12 protein-coding genes are annotated in these 18,868 nt (G+C 66.5%); 6 read left to right on the top strand and 6 right to left on the bottom strand.

Translation table 11 applies throughout. The annotated features are described in order from the left end of the window. Position 1: 1 nt before the first annotated feature. The 4 genes from tagF to MHZ91_RS18905 all read right to left on the bottom strand — a co-directional run bounded on the left by tagF (position 2) and on the right by MHZ91_RS18905 (position 7,034). On the bottom strand, positions 2 to 985 hold the full coding sequence (gene tagF / locus MHZ91_RS18920) for a type VI secretion system-associated protein TagF (protein ID WP_218345002.1): 984 nt from the start codon (positions 983 to 985) through the stop codon (positions 2 to 4). Further along, positions 982 to 4,746, bottom strand: a complete 3,765-nt coding sequence (tssM, locus tag MHZ91_RS18915; protein WP_239215237.1) for a type VI secretion system membrane subunit TssM — start codon at positions 4,744 to 4,746, stop codon at positions 982 to 984. Before tssM ends, tagF begins: the two co-directional genes overlap by 4 nt. Before the next feature lie 63 nt (positions 4,747 to 4,809). Next, the gene (locus MHZ91_RS18910; protein ID WP_239215194.1) at positions 4,810 to 6,150 is read right to left on the bottom strand and encodes a hypothetical protein; all 1,341 of its coding nucleotides are present in this window, start codon (positions 6,148 to 6,150) and stop codon (positions 4,810 to 4,812) included. A gap of 29 nt (positions 6,151 to 6,179) precedes the next feature. Further along, entirely contained in the window at positions 6,180 to 7,034 is an 855-nt protein-coding gene (locus tag MHZ91_RS18905; protein WP_105237410.1) for a M15 family metallopeptidase, read from the bottom strand. Between the two features lie 246 nt (positions 7,035 to 7,280). Between MHZ91_RS18905 and MHZ91_RS18900 the strand changes: the two genes are divergently transcribed. The 6 genes from MHZ91_RS18900 to MHZ91_RS18875 are packed head-to-tail and all read left to right on the top strand — an operon-like array spanning position 7,281 to position 15,996. Then, complete coding sequence (locus MHZ91_RS18900; protein ID WP_239215193.1) at positions 7,281 to 8,204, top strand: hypothetical protein; 924 nt, start codon at positions 7,281 to 7,283, stop codon at positions 8,202 to 8,204. A 57-nt stretch (positions 8,205 to 8,261) separates the two neighbouring features. Beyond that, positions 8,262 to 11,135, top strand: a complete 2,874-nt coding sequence (locus MHZ91_RS18895; protein WP_239215192.1) for a type VI secretion system Vgr family protein — start codon at positions 8,262 to 8,264, stop codon at positions 11,133 to 11,135. Beyond that, positions 11,132 to 12,112 (top strand): DUF4123 domain-containing protein, encoded by a 981-nt coding sequence (locus MHZ91_RS18890; protein ID WP_239215191.1) that lies wholly within the window; start codon positions 11,132 to 11,134, stop codon positions 12,110 to 12,112. The genes MHZ91_RS18895 and MHZ91_RS18890 overlap by 4 nt, the downstream gene beginning before the upstream one ends. Further along, positions 12,105 to 12,917 carry a hypothetical protein gene (locus MHZ91_RS18885; protein WP_239215190.1) on the top strand — a complete coding sequence of 271 codons (813 nt, stop codon included), beginning with the start codon at positions 12,105 to 12,107 and terminating at the stop codon, positions 12,915 to 12,917. The genes MHZ91_RS18890 and MHZ91_RS18885 overlap by 8 nt, the downstream gene beginning before the upstream one ends. Beyond that, entirely contained in the window at positions 12,918 to 13,700 is a 783-nt protein-coding gene (locus MHZ91_RS18880) for a hypothetical protein (RefSeq protein ID WP_239215188.1), read from the top strand. Further along, a complete protein-coding gene (locus MHZ91_RS18875; protein ID WP_239215186.1) occupies positions 13,690 to 15,996 on the top strand; it encodes a phospholipase effector Tle1 domain-containing protein in 2,307 nt (768 codons plus the stop codon). The genes MHZ91_RS18880 and MHZ91_RS18875 overlap by 11 nt, the downstream gene beginning before the upstream one ends. Before the next feature lie 137 nt (positions 15,997 to 16,133). On the opposite strand, the gene MHZ91_RS18870 is transcribed toward MHZ91_RS18875, so the two are convergent. Together MHZ91_RS18870 and MHZ91_RS18865 are read right to left on the bottom strand one after the other, a co-directional pair. Then, complete coding sequence (locus tag MHZ91_RS18870; RefSeq protein WP_239215184.1) at positions 16,134 to 16,637, bottom strand: hypothetical protein; 504 nt, start codon at positions 16,635 to 16,637, stop codon at positions 16,134 to 16,136. Between the two features lie 43 nt (positions 16,638 to 16,680). After that, positions 16,681 to 18,868: hypothetical protein (locus MHZ91_RS18865; RefSeq protein WP_239215182.1), on the bottom strand; the 2,188-nt coding region annotated here is incomplete at its 5' end.

The following is an 18,868-nucleotide window of genomic DNA, read 5'->3' as shown; positions in this document are numbered from 1 at the left end:
CCTAGGCTCCGATGAAGACTTCGCGGTAGGTCTCCAGCGCCTGGCGCAGGGACAGCCGCTGTTGATCCAGATAGCTCGACAGCTTGGCCAGGCCGTGGCTGGCGCTGACGTGGTCGCGCACCCAGGGGGCGGCGTCCAGCATGATGTAGTGCTGCGACAGCGTCTGCGGCGTCGACAGCAGGGTGGCCAGCGTCTGCGGTGACGCGCCGCGAAACCCCACCACCAGCCGGTGCTTGCCCGCGATATGGCCGATGAACATGGCGATCTCGAAGTCGGCGCGGTTCAGGAAGGGCGCGATCAGCGTCATCCAGTACGTTGCCACCAGATTGATGTAGAGCGGATCGTCGGGCAGCGGCAGCGCCAGTCCGGTGTCCAGCTGCGACGAGCCGCTGGACATGACCGGCGTCAGCAGTATCCCCAGCGCCAGCACGATGTCGTGCATGTTGGCGGCGTGGCCGTTGCTGCGCAGCATCGCTTCCACACGCTCGAGCGTCTGCAGGTCGATGAATGCGTCAAAGCCGTCGTCGGCGGCGGTGCGGATTTCGCCTTCCAGGCCGTTCAGCGTCTGCAACGCATCGGCGGGGTCGCCTTCCTGCATGAGCTGCGACGCGGCAGCCCCCATGCGGTTCCACATCCGGCTGAAGGCCAGCGGACTGCGCGCAATGAAGTCCAGCGGGCGCGATACCTCGACCGAGGTCGCGCTGATGAACGGGAAGCGCCGTCCGGACAGGTCGCGGCTGGGCTGCAGATGGCCCGCGATGGCCAGCTTGCCGCGCGAACCCAGTACCGCGAAGGGCACCGGCTGCGCCTCGTCGTACAGCGTCTTCCAATGCGGATCCTGCGCCAGGATCTCCATGGTGTTGGCGACCCAGGCGTCCAGCGTCGCCATCAACTGCGGGTGCGAGGTGTTCTTGACGAAGTCGCCACGCGACGGAATCTTGCCGAAGTAGGCCGTGCGGAAAATGGGGGACTGCGGATTGCTCATTGCTGCACTCCGGCAGCCGTCGAGGCGACGGAAGGTTGAGGGGAGGAGCCCGCGACCGTGGCGGGCAGACGCAGGTTGCGCAGGCCCTGGCTGCCGGGCTCGGCGCCGCCTGCGCTGGCCGCCTGGGTATTGCTGATGATGCGCAGGCGGACCGGGACGGTGATGTTGGACTTGGTCCAGCTCATCTCGAAGCTGCCGTCCTGGTTGGGCTTGCGCTGGGCGCCCGAGATCAGGCGTTCCAGGCCGAAGCGGCCGGGCTCGTTCACGATCTCGACCACCGTGCCGTCAAAGGCGGTGGCGGTGATGCGCGCGCCGGGTGCGCCCTGCGCGTTGGGCCACACGAAGTTCACCCATTGCGGCGGCGTGTTGCGGTAACGCAGTTGCTGGCCGTCGATCTCGATCGTGTACTCGGTGACGCCGCCCGCGGGCTTGGGCTGGATCTGGAACAGCGTCTGCGGCTGGCTGGCCGCGCCTGATCCGGCCGCGCCGCCCGACAGCGGCGCCACCCATTGCGCGAAGTTCGCGGTGAACGACGGCTGCAGGTCGATGCCCATGTCGCCCCACGTGCGGGCCGTGAGGATGTCGCCGCGGCGCACGGTGAGCGGGCCCAAGGTCTCATTGACGTACTTGGCGATGCTGCCCTGCGGACCGAAGACCTGCGCGATCTCTTCGCTGCTGGCCTCGATGCCGGCCTTGGTCGAGAACGGATACTTGTCGGCCAGGTTCTGCGTGAAGCCCTGATAGACCTGCGCGTTCCAGACCTTGTTCAGCTCGGTCTGCGCGGGCTGCATGGCGACGGCGTAGCCCTGGATCAGCGGCCGCACCAGCAGCGGGCGCAGCGTCTCGCGCTGTGCCGGCGTCAGGCCGGCAAGCATCTGCTCGTCCACCAGCTTGAGCGCGTCCGCCAGTTCGGAGTCCTTGCCTTCCAGCGTCTGGCGCATCAGCAGCAGGGCGCCCGGGCCGGGATCGCCCTGGTTGTTGATCAGGTTGAAGCGCGTCCGGATCTTGGACAGGGCGTTCATGTAATTGCCCAGCAGCGACTGGTTGTCGCGTTGGACCACCAGGCGCGCCACGTCGGAGAATTCGCGTCCCACCGGGCCCATCGGGATCTGCTCGCCGCCGGGCGCCGCCTCGGCCGGCTTCGGCTGGCCCTGGCGCAGAATCACGCGCTTGAACCAGGCGACGACGCCCGTCTGCGCCTGCGTGATGCCGGTGTTGATCAGCGACGGGTTGTCCCACGAGGTCTGTTCGTACGTGGTGTTGATGAGCTTGACCAGCGGCGAGTTCTGCGGATCGCCCAGGCGGTTCATGCCTTGCACCGCCTGATCGAAACTGGTGAAGGGCTTGATGGTGACCCCGCGCAGCATCTTCTGCCATTCCTGCGCGTATTCGGTCTTGTACATCGTGGCCAGGCTCTTCTGGATCTGTTCGGGGCTGCCTTCCAGCGTGAGATCGTCGCGCGCGTTCACGCCCAGCACCCAGTCGCTGGTCTGCACCTCGCGGCGCGCGGCTTCGCCGATGGCCGGCTCGATGTATTGCTCCCAGGCCTCGCGCGTGAACGTGCCCGGCACGGCGTAGCTGCCCGCCACGACCGCGGCATCGGCCTCGCCCATGATGCGGGCGACGGTCATCGCGGGGAAGCGCGTGGCGGCGCGCGCCTTCAGCGTGGCATAGGCGCGCTCGCGCGCCGGCATGCCCTGCATCACGCTGCGCAGGTTGCCGCGCGTGCGTTCCACCATGGCCAGATTGGTTTCAATCTGCGGCCAGTCTGCATCGGCGGCACGCGCCACGTAGAACGAGATCAGGCGCTCGGCGCTGCGGATCAGCTGGTCGCGCGGCATCGCGCCCCGGTTGGTTTCCAGCCATCCGCGCCAGAATCGGGTGATCTGGTCGGATAGATGCGTGGGATCCACGTGTTCGCGGTTTGCCATCATCAGGTACGTCTTGAGCGCGTTGTAGGCGTCGTCGACGTTGGTGGGCGAGGCGTCCTGGAACAGCGTGTTGCCGGCATTGGCGCTCACCGGCTGAGCCTGCGGCGGCGCCGTACGCGGCGCGCCGCCCGCGGCCGCCTGCGACACGTCCACGCGGCCCAGATAGTCTTCCAGGCTGGCCTTGACCGGCACCAGCATGAACTGGCGCAGACCGTTGTAGTACTCGGCCAGCAGGCGCTGCTTGAGCACGTCGCCCTGGTACAGACCCAGCCCCAGCGACAGCGGCCGGCTCGTTGAATAGCGGTCCAACTGCTCGATGCGATCCTGCAGGATCTCCATGGCTTCCAGGCGGCTCTGCAGATCGGTGCGTTCGCTTTGCAGGCGCACCACCTTGTCCAGATCCGCCTGCACATTGCTCGCCAGTTGCCGGTTGCCCAGATACGACCAGCTCCAGCCGCCCAGCACCAATCCCAGCGCCAGCACCAGGCCAAAGAAGGTCAGGTAGCGCATGCGGACCTTGTTGGGGCTGGCGTGCTGGCGCACCAGCTTCTTGTCGGCAAAGATGACGTTGGAGAACAGGTCGCGCAGGAAGAATCCGTTGTGCGACGTTACGCTGCGCGCCGCTTCGCGCGAGGCCGGCCGCAAGCCGAAGCGCGCCGCGAGCTTGTCGGTGGAGGTGCTGCGCGACGCGCCTTCCTGCAATGCGCTGGTGAAGTAGAAGCCCCGGAATACAGGCTTGTACTGGAACGGGTTCGTCTCGAACAGCGTGGACAGGAAGGTGCGCAGCGCCGGCTTGATGCCCGCGAATTCCAGCGGGAAGGTCAATAGGCCCGGGGGCAGGTCGCCGCTGCGCCGCATCGAGATCTGTGCGGTGCCCATTTCCTTCAGGCCCTCATAGAGCTCATCGAAGCGCTCGTCGAACAGCGTCAGCACGTCGCGGCTTTCGTCCGCGCCGTACGGCAGCGTGGCGCCCCAGACGCGGTCGCGCTCGCGCGCGTCGGCATCGGCGAAGAATTCGGAAAAGCCTGCAATCAGGTCAGCCTTCGTGAAGATCACATAGACCGGCGCAAACACTTCCAGCCGGTCGGTCAGTTCCTGCACGCGCTGGCGCAGGTTCTTGGCCAGGTTGATGGCAAATTCGGGGCCCGCGTCCGTCAGCTCGCTGATGCTTGCCGCCACGATGATGCCGTTGATCGGCGCCTTGGGGCGATGGCGCTTGAGCAGGTCCAGAAAGCTCATCCACTCGTTGCGGTCTTCTTCGTGCACCGAGTAGCGGCCGGCGGTGTCCAGCAGGATGCCTTCGGTGGTGAAGAACCAGTCGCAGTTGCGGGTGCCGCCCACGCCGCGCACGGCGGCGCCGTTCTTGTCGGCAAACGGAAACTGCAGTCCCGAATTGATGACGGCGCTGCTCTTGCCCGCCGCGGGGTTGCCGATGACGATGTACCAGGGCAGCTCGTACAGCGCCTCGTTGCCGGAGGTCTGGCCGATCTTGGAGGTCTTGATGGTGCGGACCGCCTGCGTCAGGCGGGTGCGCAGCGCCTCGATTTCGCTGCGGTTGGCGGCAGGGCTGGCGGCCGCGCCCGTCTGCACCTGCTGTTCCAGCATGTCGCCCAGCTGCTGGTTGGCCCGCCGCGTGCGGCGCCGGCGCCAGAGGTAGACGCAGAGCCACAGAAGCAGCAGCACGCCCAGCGCCGCGCCGGCCCAGGCCATGGCGATCTGCATCGTGTCGGCGAACAGGAACAGGAAGACGATCAGCGCGATCAGGCCGATGAGCATGAAGGTGCGTGGGTTGGCGAATACGCGTCCACTCCAATAGCGCACGTCGCTCATGGCGCTGGAAAATCGAGAAAGCAATCCTGATGGGCTACGCATGGTTTTCGCTTTTGTTTTGGGTCAGGCGGTGGCGCTGGCGGCCGGTCGTGAGACCAGCGCGGCGGCGCGCAATGCGGGGTCTTGCAGGGTAAGGGTCAGCACGGGCTGGTCGAATTGCAGGCACGTTTCGCAGGCCACGGCCAGCGTCAGCAGCGAAGCCGCCGCGCCCGTGTGGCCGCAAGTCATGCCGACGGCCTGGCAGTCCTTTGCGGCATCCAGATGGTCGAACACCTGCGATGCCACGTTCAGCGGCTCAAGCGGACGGGCGCCGCGGTGATCGCCATCGCTGACGATGTGGCCGACGGCGCCGGGCTCCACGGCGGCGGCTTGCAGCAGGTCGCGCGCCAGGTCCGCCAGCGGCGCTTCGGCCAGGGCGCCGCGCGCGTCGGCTGATTTCTGCCGTTGCAGCATCGGCGACAGCGTGACGTGGAATTCGGCCTGCGCATCGGGCGGCGCCAGCAGCAGGCCGGCGGCGGCTTCGCCCGGGACACGGCCCTGCGGATTGGCGTGCGTCAGCAACGTGGCCAGGCCGTCCCAATGGGCGACCTGCTCGGCGTCGATATAACCATCCCCGGCCAGCACGATGCGCCATTGCGGTTCGGCGCGGGCATTAGCTGACTCGGCGGGGGGCTCGGCGGCAATCTGGCGCAGCAGGTGGTCGGTGGCCATGCCGTCGCGTGCGGGATGTGCGGTGGTGTGGATGCGCGCATCGGGCCAGGCCCCCGCAGCCGACCGCACTGCTGCGAGCGCGCGGTGGCGCGCCGCTTCGGACCACGCCGCCGGCACGACCACGTCGAGGTGCAGGCGGGGCCAGTCCGCTTCGCGCGCGGGAACGTCCAACTCGGTTGCGCGCGCGTGCGCCTCATGCGTCAGCACCTGTGCGACATCGGCCAGCATGGCCGTCACACGCAACGTGGCGGCGGCCAAGGCGTCAGCGGGCGCGCCCCGGTCCCGCGCGGCGGCATACAGCGCCATGTCGTCCATGCCGGCCACGCGCGCGGCGAAAATCGGAAAGCCCTGCGGCGTCTTCAGTTCCGCATCGAGTTCGGGCCGCTTCTGCTCGGCCAGCGCTTCGGCGATCGCCGCGACATTCTCGCCCGGCGCGGCGCGCGCGGCGGCCGCGATCAGCCGTAGCGCAGCGGGCCGGGCCGGCGCGTCGGATTGCGCTTCCGTCTGCGCCTGTGCGGGTGCCGCCTTGGGCGCGCGGGCAGCACGCACCATGCGCGCCCCGATCCAGATCGCGGCCAGGATGGCCAGCGGCAACGCAAACAGGTACAACCCGATGTCCACGCCGGTGGGCAGCGTGCGCGACTCCTGCCACCAGATGATGACGGCCAGCCACACCACGGCGAACAGGGCCAAGACGAGCCCGCCTTTCTTCAGCACGCGAATCATTGTTTCGCGGCCTCCCGTGCGCGTTGCATGACGCCGGGGCGGCGCAGCTCCACGTGGCCGAAGTCCATCATCTTCCAGCGTCCGCCCCAGGTCAGGCCGACGAGCTCGGCGGTCTCGCCGAACAGCTCATAGCCGCGCATGGCCCAGGGGTCTTTTTCCGAAATCACGATCTTGCCGTCGCGATAGAACGCGCTGTCCGCGGCCAGACCGAACTGGTGATAGCTCTGGAAGGCGCCGGCGTTCGTGACGTGCGACCCCATGCCTGCCAGTTCATCCTGCCGCTCGGGACTTCGGTAGCCCTCGATCAGGGTCATTTCATAGCCGTGCTGTTCGCGCATGATGCGATAGGCCAGCAACAGCCGCTGGCGGAAATCGGCATCCAGCAGATCCCAGTTGCGGCTGGCGCCGCCCAGCTTCGGACGCACCTGTTCGACTTCGCGGGTGGTGAATGCTTCAGGGGGCAGGGCGGCGGGCGGAACCAGTCTTTCGCCCTCGAGCAATGCCTGAATTCGGCGGTCCGGACCGCTGGTGGAGGCGCTGTAAACGAATGTGTGATTGTGTCGCATCAAGAAAGCAAACAGTGACGGAAGCAATACAACTGTCAGCCCGATTGCGACCTGCCACCGGTACCTTCCGACCCACTCGAACGAGGCGCCGAACCCTTTTCTTATCGCGCCGGCCGTGCCGCCGACGGCGCCGCCGGCCTGGTTCGCGCCACGCGTCGCGCCCCGTGCCACGCCCGCTACGCAGGCGCGCATCCCCCGCACGGCGCCTTGGCGCAGTGCGGGAAAAAACAGGAGAGCGGAGACGCCCACCGCCAGCAAGAAATACAGGGGCAGAAGCAGCAACAAGGCAGGTCCCTCATGTGAAGGCGTAATCTTTTGTTTTATCCGCGCATGAGGCAAGCGATCCGGCGTTGCAAACCGCGTCGGAGGCTTAGAAATCGTAACAAGAATCGGTGTCTGAAAAGGGTCGATCAGGTATTCTCGGCGGGCTTGGTTACAGGGGGGCTGCACACGCCTCCTGCTGACACGGGAACCCGCATGGCAGAAGAGAAAGAACAAGCTCGCCCTACGATGACCGCGCCGAGTCTGCTGATGACCTCGACTGCCGCGCGTGGCGAGGCCGACTCGCCGCGAATCCTGGCCGCATTGGAAGGACGCGCGCCGGAAGCCGAGGTCAAACACATGGCAACGCCGCGACGTTCGCGCGCGCGGCGCTGGACCGCGCTGTTACTGGTGCTGTTGTTGTTGGCGGGCGGCATCGTCTGGGTGATACATGAGGACGACGCTGCGCCGATGATGGTGCGGGCACCGGCGCAGGCGCCTGCCGCCGCGCCTGCGCTTGCGAATGCGTCTGCAAATGCGCCGGTGCCCACGCCGGTGCCCGCGCCGTCAACCCCGCAGCAAGCCGCACTGTCGCCGTCGCCGGATTCGGGCAGCAACCCGCTCGGCACTTTGGAAAAAACCCCCGACGTCGCCACGATCATTGACGAGTCGCCGCCTGCGCGCGACGCAGACCTGGGCCGCGGCGAGCCCGAACCGCTTGGCGAGCCGGCCAATCCCTTGTCCATGCTGGCGATGACGCCATCATCTGCGCCCGCCGCCACGTCTTCGCTCGCAACCGCGGCGGCGCCGGGTCCCACGCGGCAGGCCGCGGAGCGGCTAGCGCAACGCGACGGTGCGTCGGGCGCCGCTGCGTCGGGCGCCGCTGCGCCACGCGCGGTGAAGTCCGCGCCCGCCGCTCCGCGCAAAAGCGCCAAGACCGCCGATAAGGATGCCGCGCTGTTGTCGGCGCTGATGGACTACGGGTTGCCGCCGGCATCACCGCCCGGCACGCGTGTCTACAAGTCCGACGGCGTGTTCATCCGCGAGATGCCGGGTTCGCCGTTGTCCGAGCGGTTGAAGGAATGCCGCCGTTTGAGCTTCATCGCAGGTGAACAATGCCGCCTGCGCGTCTGCGCGGGTCAATGGGGCACCGCACCGGAATGCCCGACCCCGCAGGCCAATATCGAACCTTGAATTCTTGCCGGCTCGACGATGCCGGCGCCGCCCACGTTCCCATGAGGTTTTTCTTCCATGGCTGTCAACGCTAGCAACGGCAGTTTCAGCGCCGAGTCCCGTCTTTTCCGGCTTGATGGCGAGGGCGCGATGTCGTCCCTGCAGGTCGAAGGCTGGGTCGCGCGCGAAGGCCTGTCCACGCTGAGCGAAATGCGCGTGGTGGCCCTGGCCGAAGATGCCGCGCTGGATCTGAACGACATGGTGTCGCGGCCCGCCACGCTGTGGACCACGCGCGCCGACGGCACCGAGGCCGGCCGCAGCGGCGTGGTGCGCGCCGCCGAGATGTTGGGCGGCAATGCGGGCATGGCCCGGTATCGCCTGACGCTCGCACCCTGGCTGTGGCTTGCCACGCAGCGGCGCGACAGCCGCATCTACGAGAACCAGCCGGTGCTGGACATCGTGCGCCATGTGCTGGACAGCTACGAGGGCTATACCTACAAGGTGGCTTCCGATGTGGAGGACCACCTGGCCGGCCTGCCGGCGCGGCCCTACACCACGCAGTACCGTGAAACCGATTACGCCTTTCTGTCGCGCCTGCTCGCAGAAGCCGGCCTGGGTTGGACCACGGTCGAAGACGACAGCGCACCGTCGCGCCACGCGGTGCTGATCTTCGCCGACAGCCGCAGTCTGGCCGAAGACGCGGAATCGGCGGGTGCGGGCGTGCGGTTCCAGCGCGCTCATGCGAGCGAATCGCGCGACGGCGTGCAGGCCATCGCGCGCCGCATGCGCCGCACCGTGGAGAAAGTGACGGTGCTGGCCTGGCATGAAAGCGGCAAGCACGCCATCACCGGGCAGGCCTTGGCCGGCCCCGCCGATGACGCCGGGGACGAACGGGCGCTGGAATGGTTCGAGCCGCTGGGACACGGCGGGTTGCTGAACCAGGCGCACGCACAGTTTCAGGCGAACCTGCTGATGCAGGCCGCGCAGGCCAGCGCCGAGACCTTTGTCGGCCGCGGCACGGTGCGCACCTTCCGCTCGGGCACGCGTTTCACGTTGCAGGAGATGTCGCCGCTGGGGCCTTCTGGCGAGGCCGGGTTTGAGCCGAACTTTGCACTGGATCGCGTGGAGCACGCAGGGGTGAACAATCTTCCCGGACAGAACGACGCCAGCCTGGCGGACAGGCTGGGCGCCCTGGACGATTTCCTGTGCTTTGAAGACGGGTCCGAGGACGACGGCCATGCGGTGCACGGCGATGCCGATATCGGCGTGGGGCGCCCCGAGGCGGCCGTGATGGCGCGCGCGCACGAGGTCGGCTACGCCAACCGGTTCTGCGCGGTGCGCTGCGACCGGCCGTGGCGCGCCTTGCCCGCTGCGGCACGCGGCGCCAGGCTGGCGGGGGCGCCGTCCGCCGTCGGCGTCCATACGGCCATTGTCACCAGCGCCGACGGCGCGACCGAGGCCAGCGGTGAAGACGAAATCCATCGCAACGCGCGCGGCGACGTGCGTGTGCGCTTCCATTGGCAATCCGACGGCGAGGGCCTGGCGAAAAGCCGATGGGCGCGCGTGGCGCAGCGCCAGGCAGGCGCGGGCATGGGCATGAGCTTCGTGCCGCGCATCGGGCAGGAAGTGCTGGTGCGATTCCTGGACGAAGACATCGATCAGCCTCTGGTCGTGGGCGCGCTCTACAACGGGCGCGGCGAGGGCGGCATTCCGTCCACGCCCGGCGGCAAGGCGGGCGAGCCGATGAACACCGAGGTGTACGCGGCGGCCATCGACGGCAAACCCAGCGCGCAGGCCAACCTGGCCAGCGGCAACGCGCCGGCGTGGCACGGCGCGGCGGGCGGCGACGACCAGCACCGCAACGCAGCCGCGTTGAGCGGCTTCAAGAGCAAGGAATTCGGCGGCGACGGCTACAACCAGATCGTGTTCGATGACAGCGATGGCCAGCTGCGCATGCAGATCAAATCCTCGCTGGCGGCCAGCGAATTGAATCTTGGCCATCTGATCCACCAAAGCGGCAACTATCGCGGCAACGTGCGCGGCGTGGGCGCGGAACTGCGTACCGACGCGTTTGGCGCGGTGCGCGGCGGGCGCGGCGTGCTGCTGACCACCTACACCGCCGCGGGCAGCGAGCCCGCGGGCGATTCGGCGGGGCCGCTGGCGCTGGCCGGGCAGGCCGACATCATGGCGCAGTCGTTCGACGGCGTGATCGGCGCCCATCAGGGCGTGCGGCTGGCCTCGGCGCGCGGCACGGCCTCGGCCGGCGCGAGCCGTCTGGACGGCGAGCGCGCGCCGCTGGCCGCCATGACGCACGCGGTGTCGGGCACCGTCGCGGGCGAGGCCGTGGGCGGCGCGGCCGGCGACGCGTCGGCCAAGCACACCGAAGTCGTCGACGGCAAGGTGCCGCACCTGACCGATCCGCTGGTGCTGATGGCGGGACGCGCGGGGCTGACGCAGGCGGCGGGGCGCAATGTCCAGGTGGCGGCCGGCGAGCTCGTGCATTGGTCGTCGGGACAGGACCACAACCTGGCCGTCATCGGTTCGCTGCGTGTGCATACCGGCCAGGCGCTGGGCATCGTGGCCGGCGTGCAGACAGGCGGCGCGGAATCCGGCCTGGACCTGATCGCGGGCACCGGCGAGGTCGATGTCATTTCGCAGCACGACACGCTGACGGTGCAGGCGCAACAGGACCTGCGCATGGTCAGCGCCAACGCGGGCATCGAGTACGCGTCGCCGCAGCGCATCCGCATCGCCAATGCGGCGGGCGCCAGCATTGTGATCGAAGGCGGCAACATCACCGTGACGGCGCCGGGGCGCATCGACGTCAAGACCGGCAACAAGCAGTTCGCCGGCCCGACGCAGATGCCGTATCCGTTCCCGCAATTCACCGTCTGCAAGACCTGCATTCTTGACGCTCAGGAAAGCGTGCAGTCCATCACCGACAAGGCATGACGGCGATGCAATATTCCTGGCAGGACGCGCTGCTGTCCACGTTCGCCGAATTGCCCCATCATCGCGGCCCGTATGGCGAGGCCGCGCGCGCCTATGTGATCGTCGACTTCCGCGGCCATCCGGACCTGCTGGCGCGGCTGACGGCCACCGAAGACCTGAGTTTCGGGTCGGTGTGGGCGCAGACCGGATTGGACATCTACGGCGACGTGGCGCCGCTGCTGATCGAAGTGGACGGCGCGTCGCAAGGCGTACTGCGAGGGCCGCGCCATGGGGACTTCAGCACCGTGCTGGTGCGCGTGCTGGAAGCGCTGCACGAACGTTCCGGCGGCCGCTACGCGATGATGAGCTTCGCGTCGGCCGTGCCGCTGGAGAAGCTGATCGCGCACTTCGGGCCGTTCTGCGACTACGCCTTGCCGGACGCGAGCGAGTTCTTCCTGCATTGGTACGACAGCCGCATCCTGGCGCGCGTGTTGCAGGTCTGGACGCCAGAGCAGCGCGCGCGATTCGCCGGGCCGTTCGTCACGCTGCGCTATGCGCTGCGCGACGGCACGCTGGCTGAGTTGCCTGGCGCGGGCAGGCTGCCCGCCGCGCGGCCGGAAGGAATCGAAAAATTCTCGCCTGAACAGCACCAGATGCTGTTCGATCTGGACTACCCCGACAAGCTGGCGGTGCAGTTGCGCCGGCTTTATCCAGACATGCTGCCCGGCAATCCCGATCAGGACACGTTGGTGCTCCGCGTGCAGAAGCAGTTGGAACGTGCCCGCGCGCACGGCGTGGCGGGAGATAAGGACACGTTCGACTACGTCGCCTGGGGCGTGGCGATCTCGCCGCGCTTCGATGAGCATCCCTTGATCGCCGATGGGCTGCGCGCCTATCGGCCTGGCGCAGAGGGCGGGCTGGCGAAAGCGCTGGAGGCGGTGCCGGATGCGGTGTGGGATGCGGTGCATCGGGCGGGGAGGGATGGCGGCGATGCGTAAAGCACTTGCCGGCATGCTGCTTTGGCTTGGCCTGTTGACCGGCTGCAACGCCGAGCCCACTTATCAAGGGGTGAGCTTCATTACGTATAACTACACACCGTGGAACCTGGAGCCCGTGCGCATCAGCGATGCATCGGGTCGCGCGGCAAGTTCCAGCACGCTCCCATCAGGCGGCGGCGAGGGAAGTGTGTCTTGCTGCTATACGTTTTCCGGTACGGAATTCAACGTGAAATGGAGCGGAGGCGATCCCGACCTGCTTCGCAAACACCTGTTTGATGACAAGTTCGACGATGTGCTCTTCAAGAAGGAAACGATGGTGCACTTCCCCGCCACGAAAGTGCCCGAAGGGGATGGAACGCTGATTCTGGAGTTGCACATCTATCCGGATGAACACATGGAACTTGCCTTGAGCCGCAAGTTGCGCGGGCAAGTCAGAATTCCAATCGTCGATACCGCTCGCTGGTTGTATGGGAAATACCGGGACGAGCTTGTGGGGTACGAGAGCGCAGATTATCTGGCCAACGACGTCGCCAGGGTCACCAGACAGGCGTGGATAAATTATCGGCTTGAAGACGCGCAGGACTTGCGCGCGTACATGTATCTCCATTTCATCGTGGCCTCGAACGTCGACAAGGACGCGCAGATTGCGGCCCTCTTGAAGGACCCGGCGCGAAAGCCTGGCGCATTTGGCGACGCGGTGATGTCTTTGCCGGCAGAGAAGATCGCGCAGTTGAAGGCGGGGGGGGCACCACGTGGAGATAAGAATGTCGGAAGTGGGTATGGCGGAACAACTCGGGAGCACTGAATGCGTAAGGGTTTAATTGGGGTATTGCTTTGGCTGGGCCTGTTGGCGGGGTGCAATGGCGAACCCGTGTACCAGGGCGTCAGCTTCATCGCGTACAACTACACGCCCTGGAATCTGGAGCCGGTTCGGCTCAGTGACAAGTCGGGCAATGTGGTCAGTTCCAGTACGTTGGTGCCGGGTGGCGGCGAGGGGCGGGTTTCCTGCTGCTACACGTTCAAAGGGACCGACTTTACGGTGAAGTGGCGCGGAGGAGACCCTGAGTTGCTTCGCAAACATCTGTTGGACGACAAGTTCGACGATCTGATGTTCAAGAAGGAAACACAGGTGCATTTTCCCGCCACCAAGGTGCCCGATGGCGACGGCACGCTTTATCTGGAATTGCACATCTATCCTGACGAGCACATGGAGCTCGCGCTGAGTCGCAATCTGACGGGACAAGTCAGGATTCCAATCGTGGAAACCACGCGATGGCTGTACGGGAAGTACGGCGCCGATTTGGCCGGATACGAGAACGCGACCCAGTTGAAGCATGTTCTTGCAAAGGTCACCAGGCAGGCCTGGATGCGGTATCGCATCGAAGACCCCGAGGACATGCGCGGCTACATGTATCTCTACTTCGTCGTGGCCTCGGATTTCGACAAACATGCCGAGATCGAAAAACTCCTGAAAGATCCAAATCGCAAGCCGGGTGACTTCGGCCGCGCCGTGTTTTCCCTGCCGGGCGAAAAGATTGCACAGATCAAGGCGTCCGGCACGCCTCCTGGAGAGAAGAATGTCCAGTGATCAGATTCCTGACGTCGACAGGACTCCCGCTTCAGTTCTGAAGGCCATGGCGGCCAATGAGGCTGCCTACCCCAAGGATTCCTGCACCGAATGCGGTCTCACGTTGCGTATGGGATTCTTCTTCGATGGCTTCGGGCGGAACAAGGATATCGACGAGGCGAATCCGACGTTCCTGTCGAACGTGAGCCGGCTGTGGATGGCCCACTTCAGCGAAGATGATGAGAACAGGCCGAACAAGCAGCACTGGTTTCCGTTCTACTATTCCGGCCTTGGCGTCGAGCTTAACGAGAGCGCAAAGGCTGACGTCGTGGTTCGCGCGCTGACGATTGCAGGCGGGAAAGTGGCCGACAAGGCGATCTCCAGCGCGCAGGACGCGGCAAAGAACATCACGCGTCTTGATGAAGTGCCCGATGTGGATGCCGCAGGGCGCGCAAAGTCGGCTGTCAAGCAATCCATCAGGGATGGGTCCTTCCACCCCATGGTGAAGGCCTACAAGGACGTCGTCAAAGACGTCCAGTCGCTTCCCGAGAAGACGGTAAGAATCTGGAATGCCCTGGACCCAGAGCGAATCCGCAATCGCGCAAAGGCCACCGTTCGCGGCTTCTGGTCGGATTTCAAGAAAAACCCATTTAAGGTTGCCTGGACCGCAGGAAAGAACGCTGCGAAAGCCACGTTGCTGGAAGGCGTGCCGGTCGTTCGGGACAATGCCGCCGTCGCCGAATTGATGGGAACCGGTGTCGACACGCGCCTGGACGCGGCCAGGCGTCAGTTCGAGGAAGCCTATCAGAAGGCCAACGCGGGCACGGAAAAAGTCGTGCGTATCGAGATCTGCGTGTTTGGCGCGGATCGCGGCGGGGTCATTGCCAAGCAATTCGTCAACGATATCGTCAAGAAGTACAAGCGCCGCCATGACACGGACCTGGCCATCGTAGGAAAAGACGGTGCGCCGGACGCGAAGATCGTCATTCGATTCCTGGGGCTGTTCGACAGTGTCGCTTCCATCATGGAAGAAAACTGGTTCCTTGAGGTCATTCCGTTCACGGACCTGATCAAACAGACGCACAAGGACCGCACGCTGACCATACCCGCAGCCGTGGAGAAGGCCGTGCATTTCGCCGCGGCGCATGAACTGCGCCGCAATCAGCGGCTGGATTCCCTGGAAAAGACGCGAGGCCTGCAGTATCTCTATCCGGGGTCGAGCGGGGATGTGACGGGCGTGGCCCCCGAGGGCTCGCTGGGCACGCGCGCGTCGCTATCCCGGGTTCCTCTGCGCGAGATGATGAACCTGGCTCTCGCTAACGGCGCGGCGTTGTACAGCATGGAAAGCCTCGCGTCCCGGGATCCGGTGCTCTATCGGATGCTGAGCCTGGCCGGCTCGATCGAAGACGAAGGCCAGACCTATCACGTCCAGGAACTGGTCGACGCCTACCGGGAGATCGTCAAATACGAACCCGGCTGCGATTTCGCGCCGCACATGGAAGTTTTTCTGCGCTGGTTGGCGGTGCGTTATCAGGACCCCGTGTTTCGCGCCGGGATGTCGGACCCCGCGGAAGCGTGGATCAAGGACCGGGATTTCTTTACGCCGGAGCAGGAGCTCGCAGAAGAGCGCAGGCGTTTGAGCATGCTTTCGCGCGAGGAGCTTGCCAAGCCCGAGACCACGGCGCGTGCGCGGGAACTGGAAGCACTTGCCAACGAGCGCCGCGAGCGCGCCAATGCCAGCCGCGGCGAAGCGCCGCCGCAGCGCTTCCTGCCGCTGTGGGAACGCCTGGAAGAAGAGTACAAGGGCCTTGAAGAAGCCGAGCGCCAGGATGCGGCGACGGAGCAGCGGCGGCAGGACATGGAACGCAACCACCCCGAGCAGCTTCGCACCATGGAAAGGTGGGAGCAGGATGCGATCGCCATGGAAAACATGCGCCTCGGCAAAAAGCCGGGCGACGCCGATTATGTGCAGTCGCTGCCGGACCCGTTTGCCGACATGAAGGCTGATCGCGCGATGCAGCAGCGTCTGCTGACCGCCTGGCGCGATGCGCGCGACGGCAAGACGCAGTTGCCGCCCAAGGTCATGACGCTGTTCGACTGGCTGGTGCATGACGCGATGCTGAGCAGCTGGCCTGACCATCTGCTGGCCAGCACCCGGATGTATTTCCGAGTGCGCGACAAGGATGTGTTCGGCAAGACCGATGCGAAGGCCGAGATGGATCAGCGTGCCAAGGATATGCAGAACGCTGAAAAGGTGGAGGCGATGGCCGCGCGCAACGAGCAGAACATCCGGCAGATGACGCCTGCGCGGCCCTGAAAGGCGGGGTGGTGGTGATGGACAGACGGCCCTGCAGAGCAGGGCCGTCTTTATTCGTATGGCCGGTTTCTCTACCCGGCGGTTCTTGGGTCCGGCCGGCTTTCACTTCTGGCCGGACTTTCACTTCTTGCCGAGGTTCACTTCTTGCCGTCTTCGACCTCGATCGTCACCGTGTTCGACTTCACGTCCTCGGCCTCGATGTAGACCTCATACGTGGCCGGTGTGGCCGGCAGGTGCAGCACGCCGGCCATGTCGGTGGTGAAGCGCGTTTCCACGGTCATGCCCGGCGGCAGGGCCATCTTCGGGGGGCGCGGTCCGCCTTCCCGCGGGTCCACCGAGACGTTGGGCAGCTTGGGACGCACGTAGTTGAAGGCGACGCCGCGGTAGACCTTGCCGGTTTGCGTATCCTTCGCCACGAAGCGCGGCAGTTGCGGATTGTCGATCACGGGCAGGATGCCGCGCGCGCAGACGGGAATCGTCAGGGTGCTGCCGTCGCGAATCTTCACGCGCGAGGGCGCGGCGATGCGCATCTGCGCGTCGTAGCCTTGCAGCGGCGGCATGCAGGCGTGCTCCTGCTGCGAGTGCGTGGGCACCGTGGCAAAGGAGGCGGGCTCGATCCAGTCGGTAGTCATGATGGGCATGTCGATGTCGTGTCAGAGAGCGAAGGAGATCAGGGGCGCGTCGTCAGAATGAGGTCCAGCCTTCCGAGCAGTCCACCTTGCGCACGGCCTTGCTGCAACTGGGGCAGAAGTGGATGTTGGCGCAGGTGATGCCGTACATCACGCATTGCCCGATCTCACTGCTGTACTGGCCATTGCGGTTGGGCAGGCCAAAGTAGCAGTGTCCCCCCATGTTGTAGTAGAAGTGCTGCGGCGGATCCAGCTTGGAATCGTCGGCCGACGGGTCTTCGTCGCGCAGGCCGGGCCAATCGGGGCCGCTTGGCACCATGCCGAGCAGGTGCCCCATTTCGTGGGCCAGCGTTTCCGTCAGGTACGCCTGCGAGTTGGGGACGTAGGGATCCAGCGTGGACACGAAGAGCAGGTTGGTGCCGGTGATGGCCAGACCCGCGTAGCTGGCGGCCACCGTGTTGAACTGGATGTTGAGCACGCCGTTCAGGGGCGTGGACGAGATCTGGGTCAGGTCGACTCTTACGGAGAAGACGGCACCCGAGCTTTCGCGCAGCGGCGTCATCAGGTGGCGCGGGATGGGAATGGACCGTTCCGCGCCTGACGCGTCCGTATAGATGTAGCGGGCGTGGACGAGCCAGTCGTCGCTGTCATCGAACTCGTACCAGAGGCTGGCCAGCGTGCGGTCGTCGTTGACGATGGGCACCGTCATCACGCGGCCGCCGGGTCCGGCCGGCACGGGCAGGCGCATGTCGCCGCTGGTGCCGGGCGCCGCCAGCCGGTCCACGTGGCAGACCACCAGCGTGTAGGGCTCGCGCTGTTTGCCGGGCGAGGTGGCGTACACGCGGCGCACGGCATCCATGATGGCCTGCTGCGAGTCCACGTGGTCCGCCGCGTCCACCGCCGAGCGGCCACGGAATTGCAGGCGCGGCAGCTGGATCATGTCGATGCCGTGCAGCGCGAACTCCGCGGTGACGGGCGTCACGTCGGCCAGATGGTTGGCCGGCCGGGTGCTCATGCACATGACTTCCTGGACGTACAGGCGGCGGGCGGTCTCGACGCGTTCGGTCTTGATGAGCTGGCCGCGTTCGTCGCGCACTTCGAACAGATAGACGTTGCGCCCGGCGGCGGGCAGGTCGATGTCATCGACGATGCGGGTGCCGTCGGCATCCGTGACGTAGCTGCGCGGGTTGGTGTGCGGTTCCTGGTAGCTGGCGCGGCGGCCGCGTTCGCGGCTGGAGTACGTGATGTTTCCGGTATCCGGCTTGACGGTGATGGTGAAGCGGTGCGCGCCCGGGCGGTTGAATTCCACGTGGATGCGGGGACGCCGGGTCTGCCGCTCGGTGGTGGTGAGCGCGTTGCCGTCGTTCCAGCGCTCGTCGGCGCGTTCCAGGTTCACGTATTGCAGGCGCGCGCCGTCCTGACGGCCGCGATAGGTGGATGCGCTGGGGACCACGCGGCCGGCGTCGCCCATCGGAGGCATGCCGCCAGGCAGGTTGGTGCCTTGCGTGCGTGCGACCGGCCCCAGGCCGATCGTGTCGAGTACATCGCGGGCGATCTGGGGCAGCGGCGATTCCGCCACGCCCGGGATCTTCATCAGCACCTCGGCCACCTTCGGCAGCGTTTCCGTGGCCAGCGTGGGCGATTGCAGGATGGCGCCGATCACGCCGGGCACCGACGAGGACGACAACCCCGGCATGCTGAGGATGGCGCCCGCGACGGCGGGGATGTTGGCCTGCTTGACGTCGGGCAGCGTGAACAGCGTGTCGACGGCGGATCCCAGCGCGGCGGCACGGTCGCCGGCCGCGTTCAACGCCTGCGTCATGACCGGCACGATGGCGGCGCCGACGCTGGCGCTGACGCCGCCGGACAGGAGCGTGGACGCGCCGGACATTGCAGTGGACGCGGCGCTGGCTTGCTGCGCAACGGCGGCAAGGCCGCCGCCGGCCGCCAGCGCGCCGAAGCCCGCCGCGCCTGAACCGCCGCCTCCTGCAGCGGCGGTTGCGCCGGCGGCTGCGCCCGTCGCTGCGCCCGCACTCGCCACCGCGCCTGCGCCGCCTGCGGCGGACAGATCGGTGGCGCTCGTGGCGGGCGCGCGGTCGGACATGCCCGCCGCCTGCGCCGTCGTGCTGCCGAGGACAGCGTCAGGGCTCCCGGCCGGGGTGACGGCGGTAGGCGGGGCGGTGGCGCCTGAGACGGTGGTGGTGGGCGACGCGGTCGGCGTGGCGGAGGGGTGGTTGATGGGC

Origin of the sequence: Achromobacter sp. ACRQX (assembly GCF_022346505.1) — a bacterium.
Taxonomy (GTDB): domain Bacteria; phylum Pseudomonadota; class Gammaproteobacteria; order Burkholderiales; family Burkholderiaceae_B; genus Achromobacter; species Achromobacter animicus.
The sequence above is the reverse complement of the archived record's forward strand: the minus strand, read 5'-3'. Positions and strand labels throughout refer to the sequence as shown.

Bases quoted from the DNA above. Each gene is read 5' to 3' on its own strand.
- tagF (WP_218345002.1), bottom strand. From the start codon at position 985: ATGAGCAATCCGCAGTCCCCCATTTTCCGCACGGCCTACTTCGGCAAG.
- tssM (WP_239215237.1), bottom strand. From the start codon at position 4,746: ATGAGCGACGTGCGCTATTGGAGTGGACGCGTATTCGCCAACCCACGC.
- MHZ91_RS18900 (WP_239215193.1), top strand. From the start codon at position 7,281: ATGACCTCGACTGCCGCGCGTGGCGAGGCCGACTCGCCGCGAATCCTG.
- MHZ91_RS18895 (WP_239215192.1), top strand. From the start codon at position 8,262: ATGGCTGTCAACGCTAGCAACGGCAGTTTCAGCGCCGAGTCCCGTCTT.
- MHZ91_RS18890 (WP_239215191.1), top strand. From the start codon at position 11,132: ATGACGGCGATGCAATATTCCTGGCAGGACGCGCTGCTGTCCACGTTC.
- MHZ91_RS18885 (WP_239215190.1), top strand. From the start codon at position 12,105: ATGCGTAAAGCACTTGCCGGCATGCTGCTTTGGCTTGGCCTGTTGACC.
- MHZ91_RS18880 (WP_239215188.1), top strand. From the start codon at position 12,918: ATGCGTAAGGGTTTAATTGGGGTATTGCTTTGGCTGGGCCTGTTGGCG.
- MHZ91_RS18875 (WP_239215186.1), top strand. From the start codon at position 13,690: ATGTCCAGTGATCAGATTCCTGACGTCGACAGGACTCCCGCTTCAGTT.
- MHZ91_RS18870 (WP_239215184.1), bottom strand. From the start codon at position 16,637: ATGCCCATCATGACTACCGACTGGATCGAGCCCGCCTCCTTTGCCACG.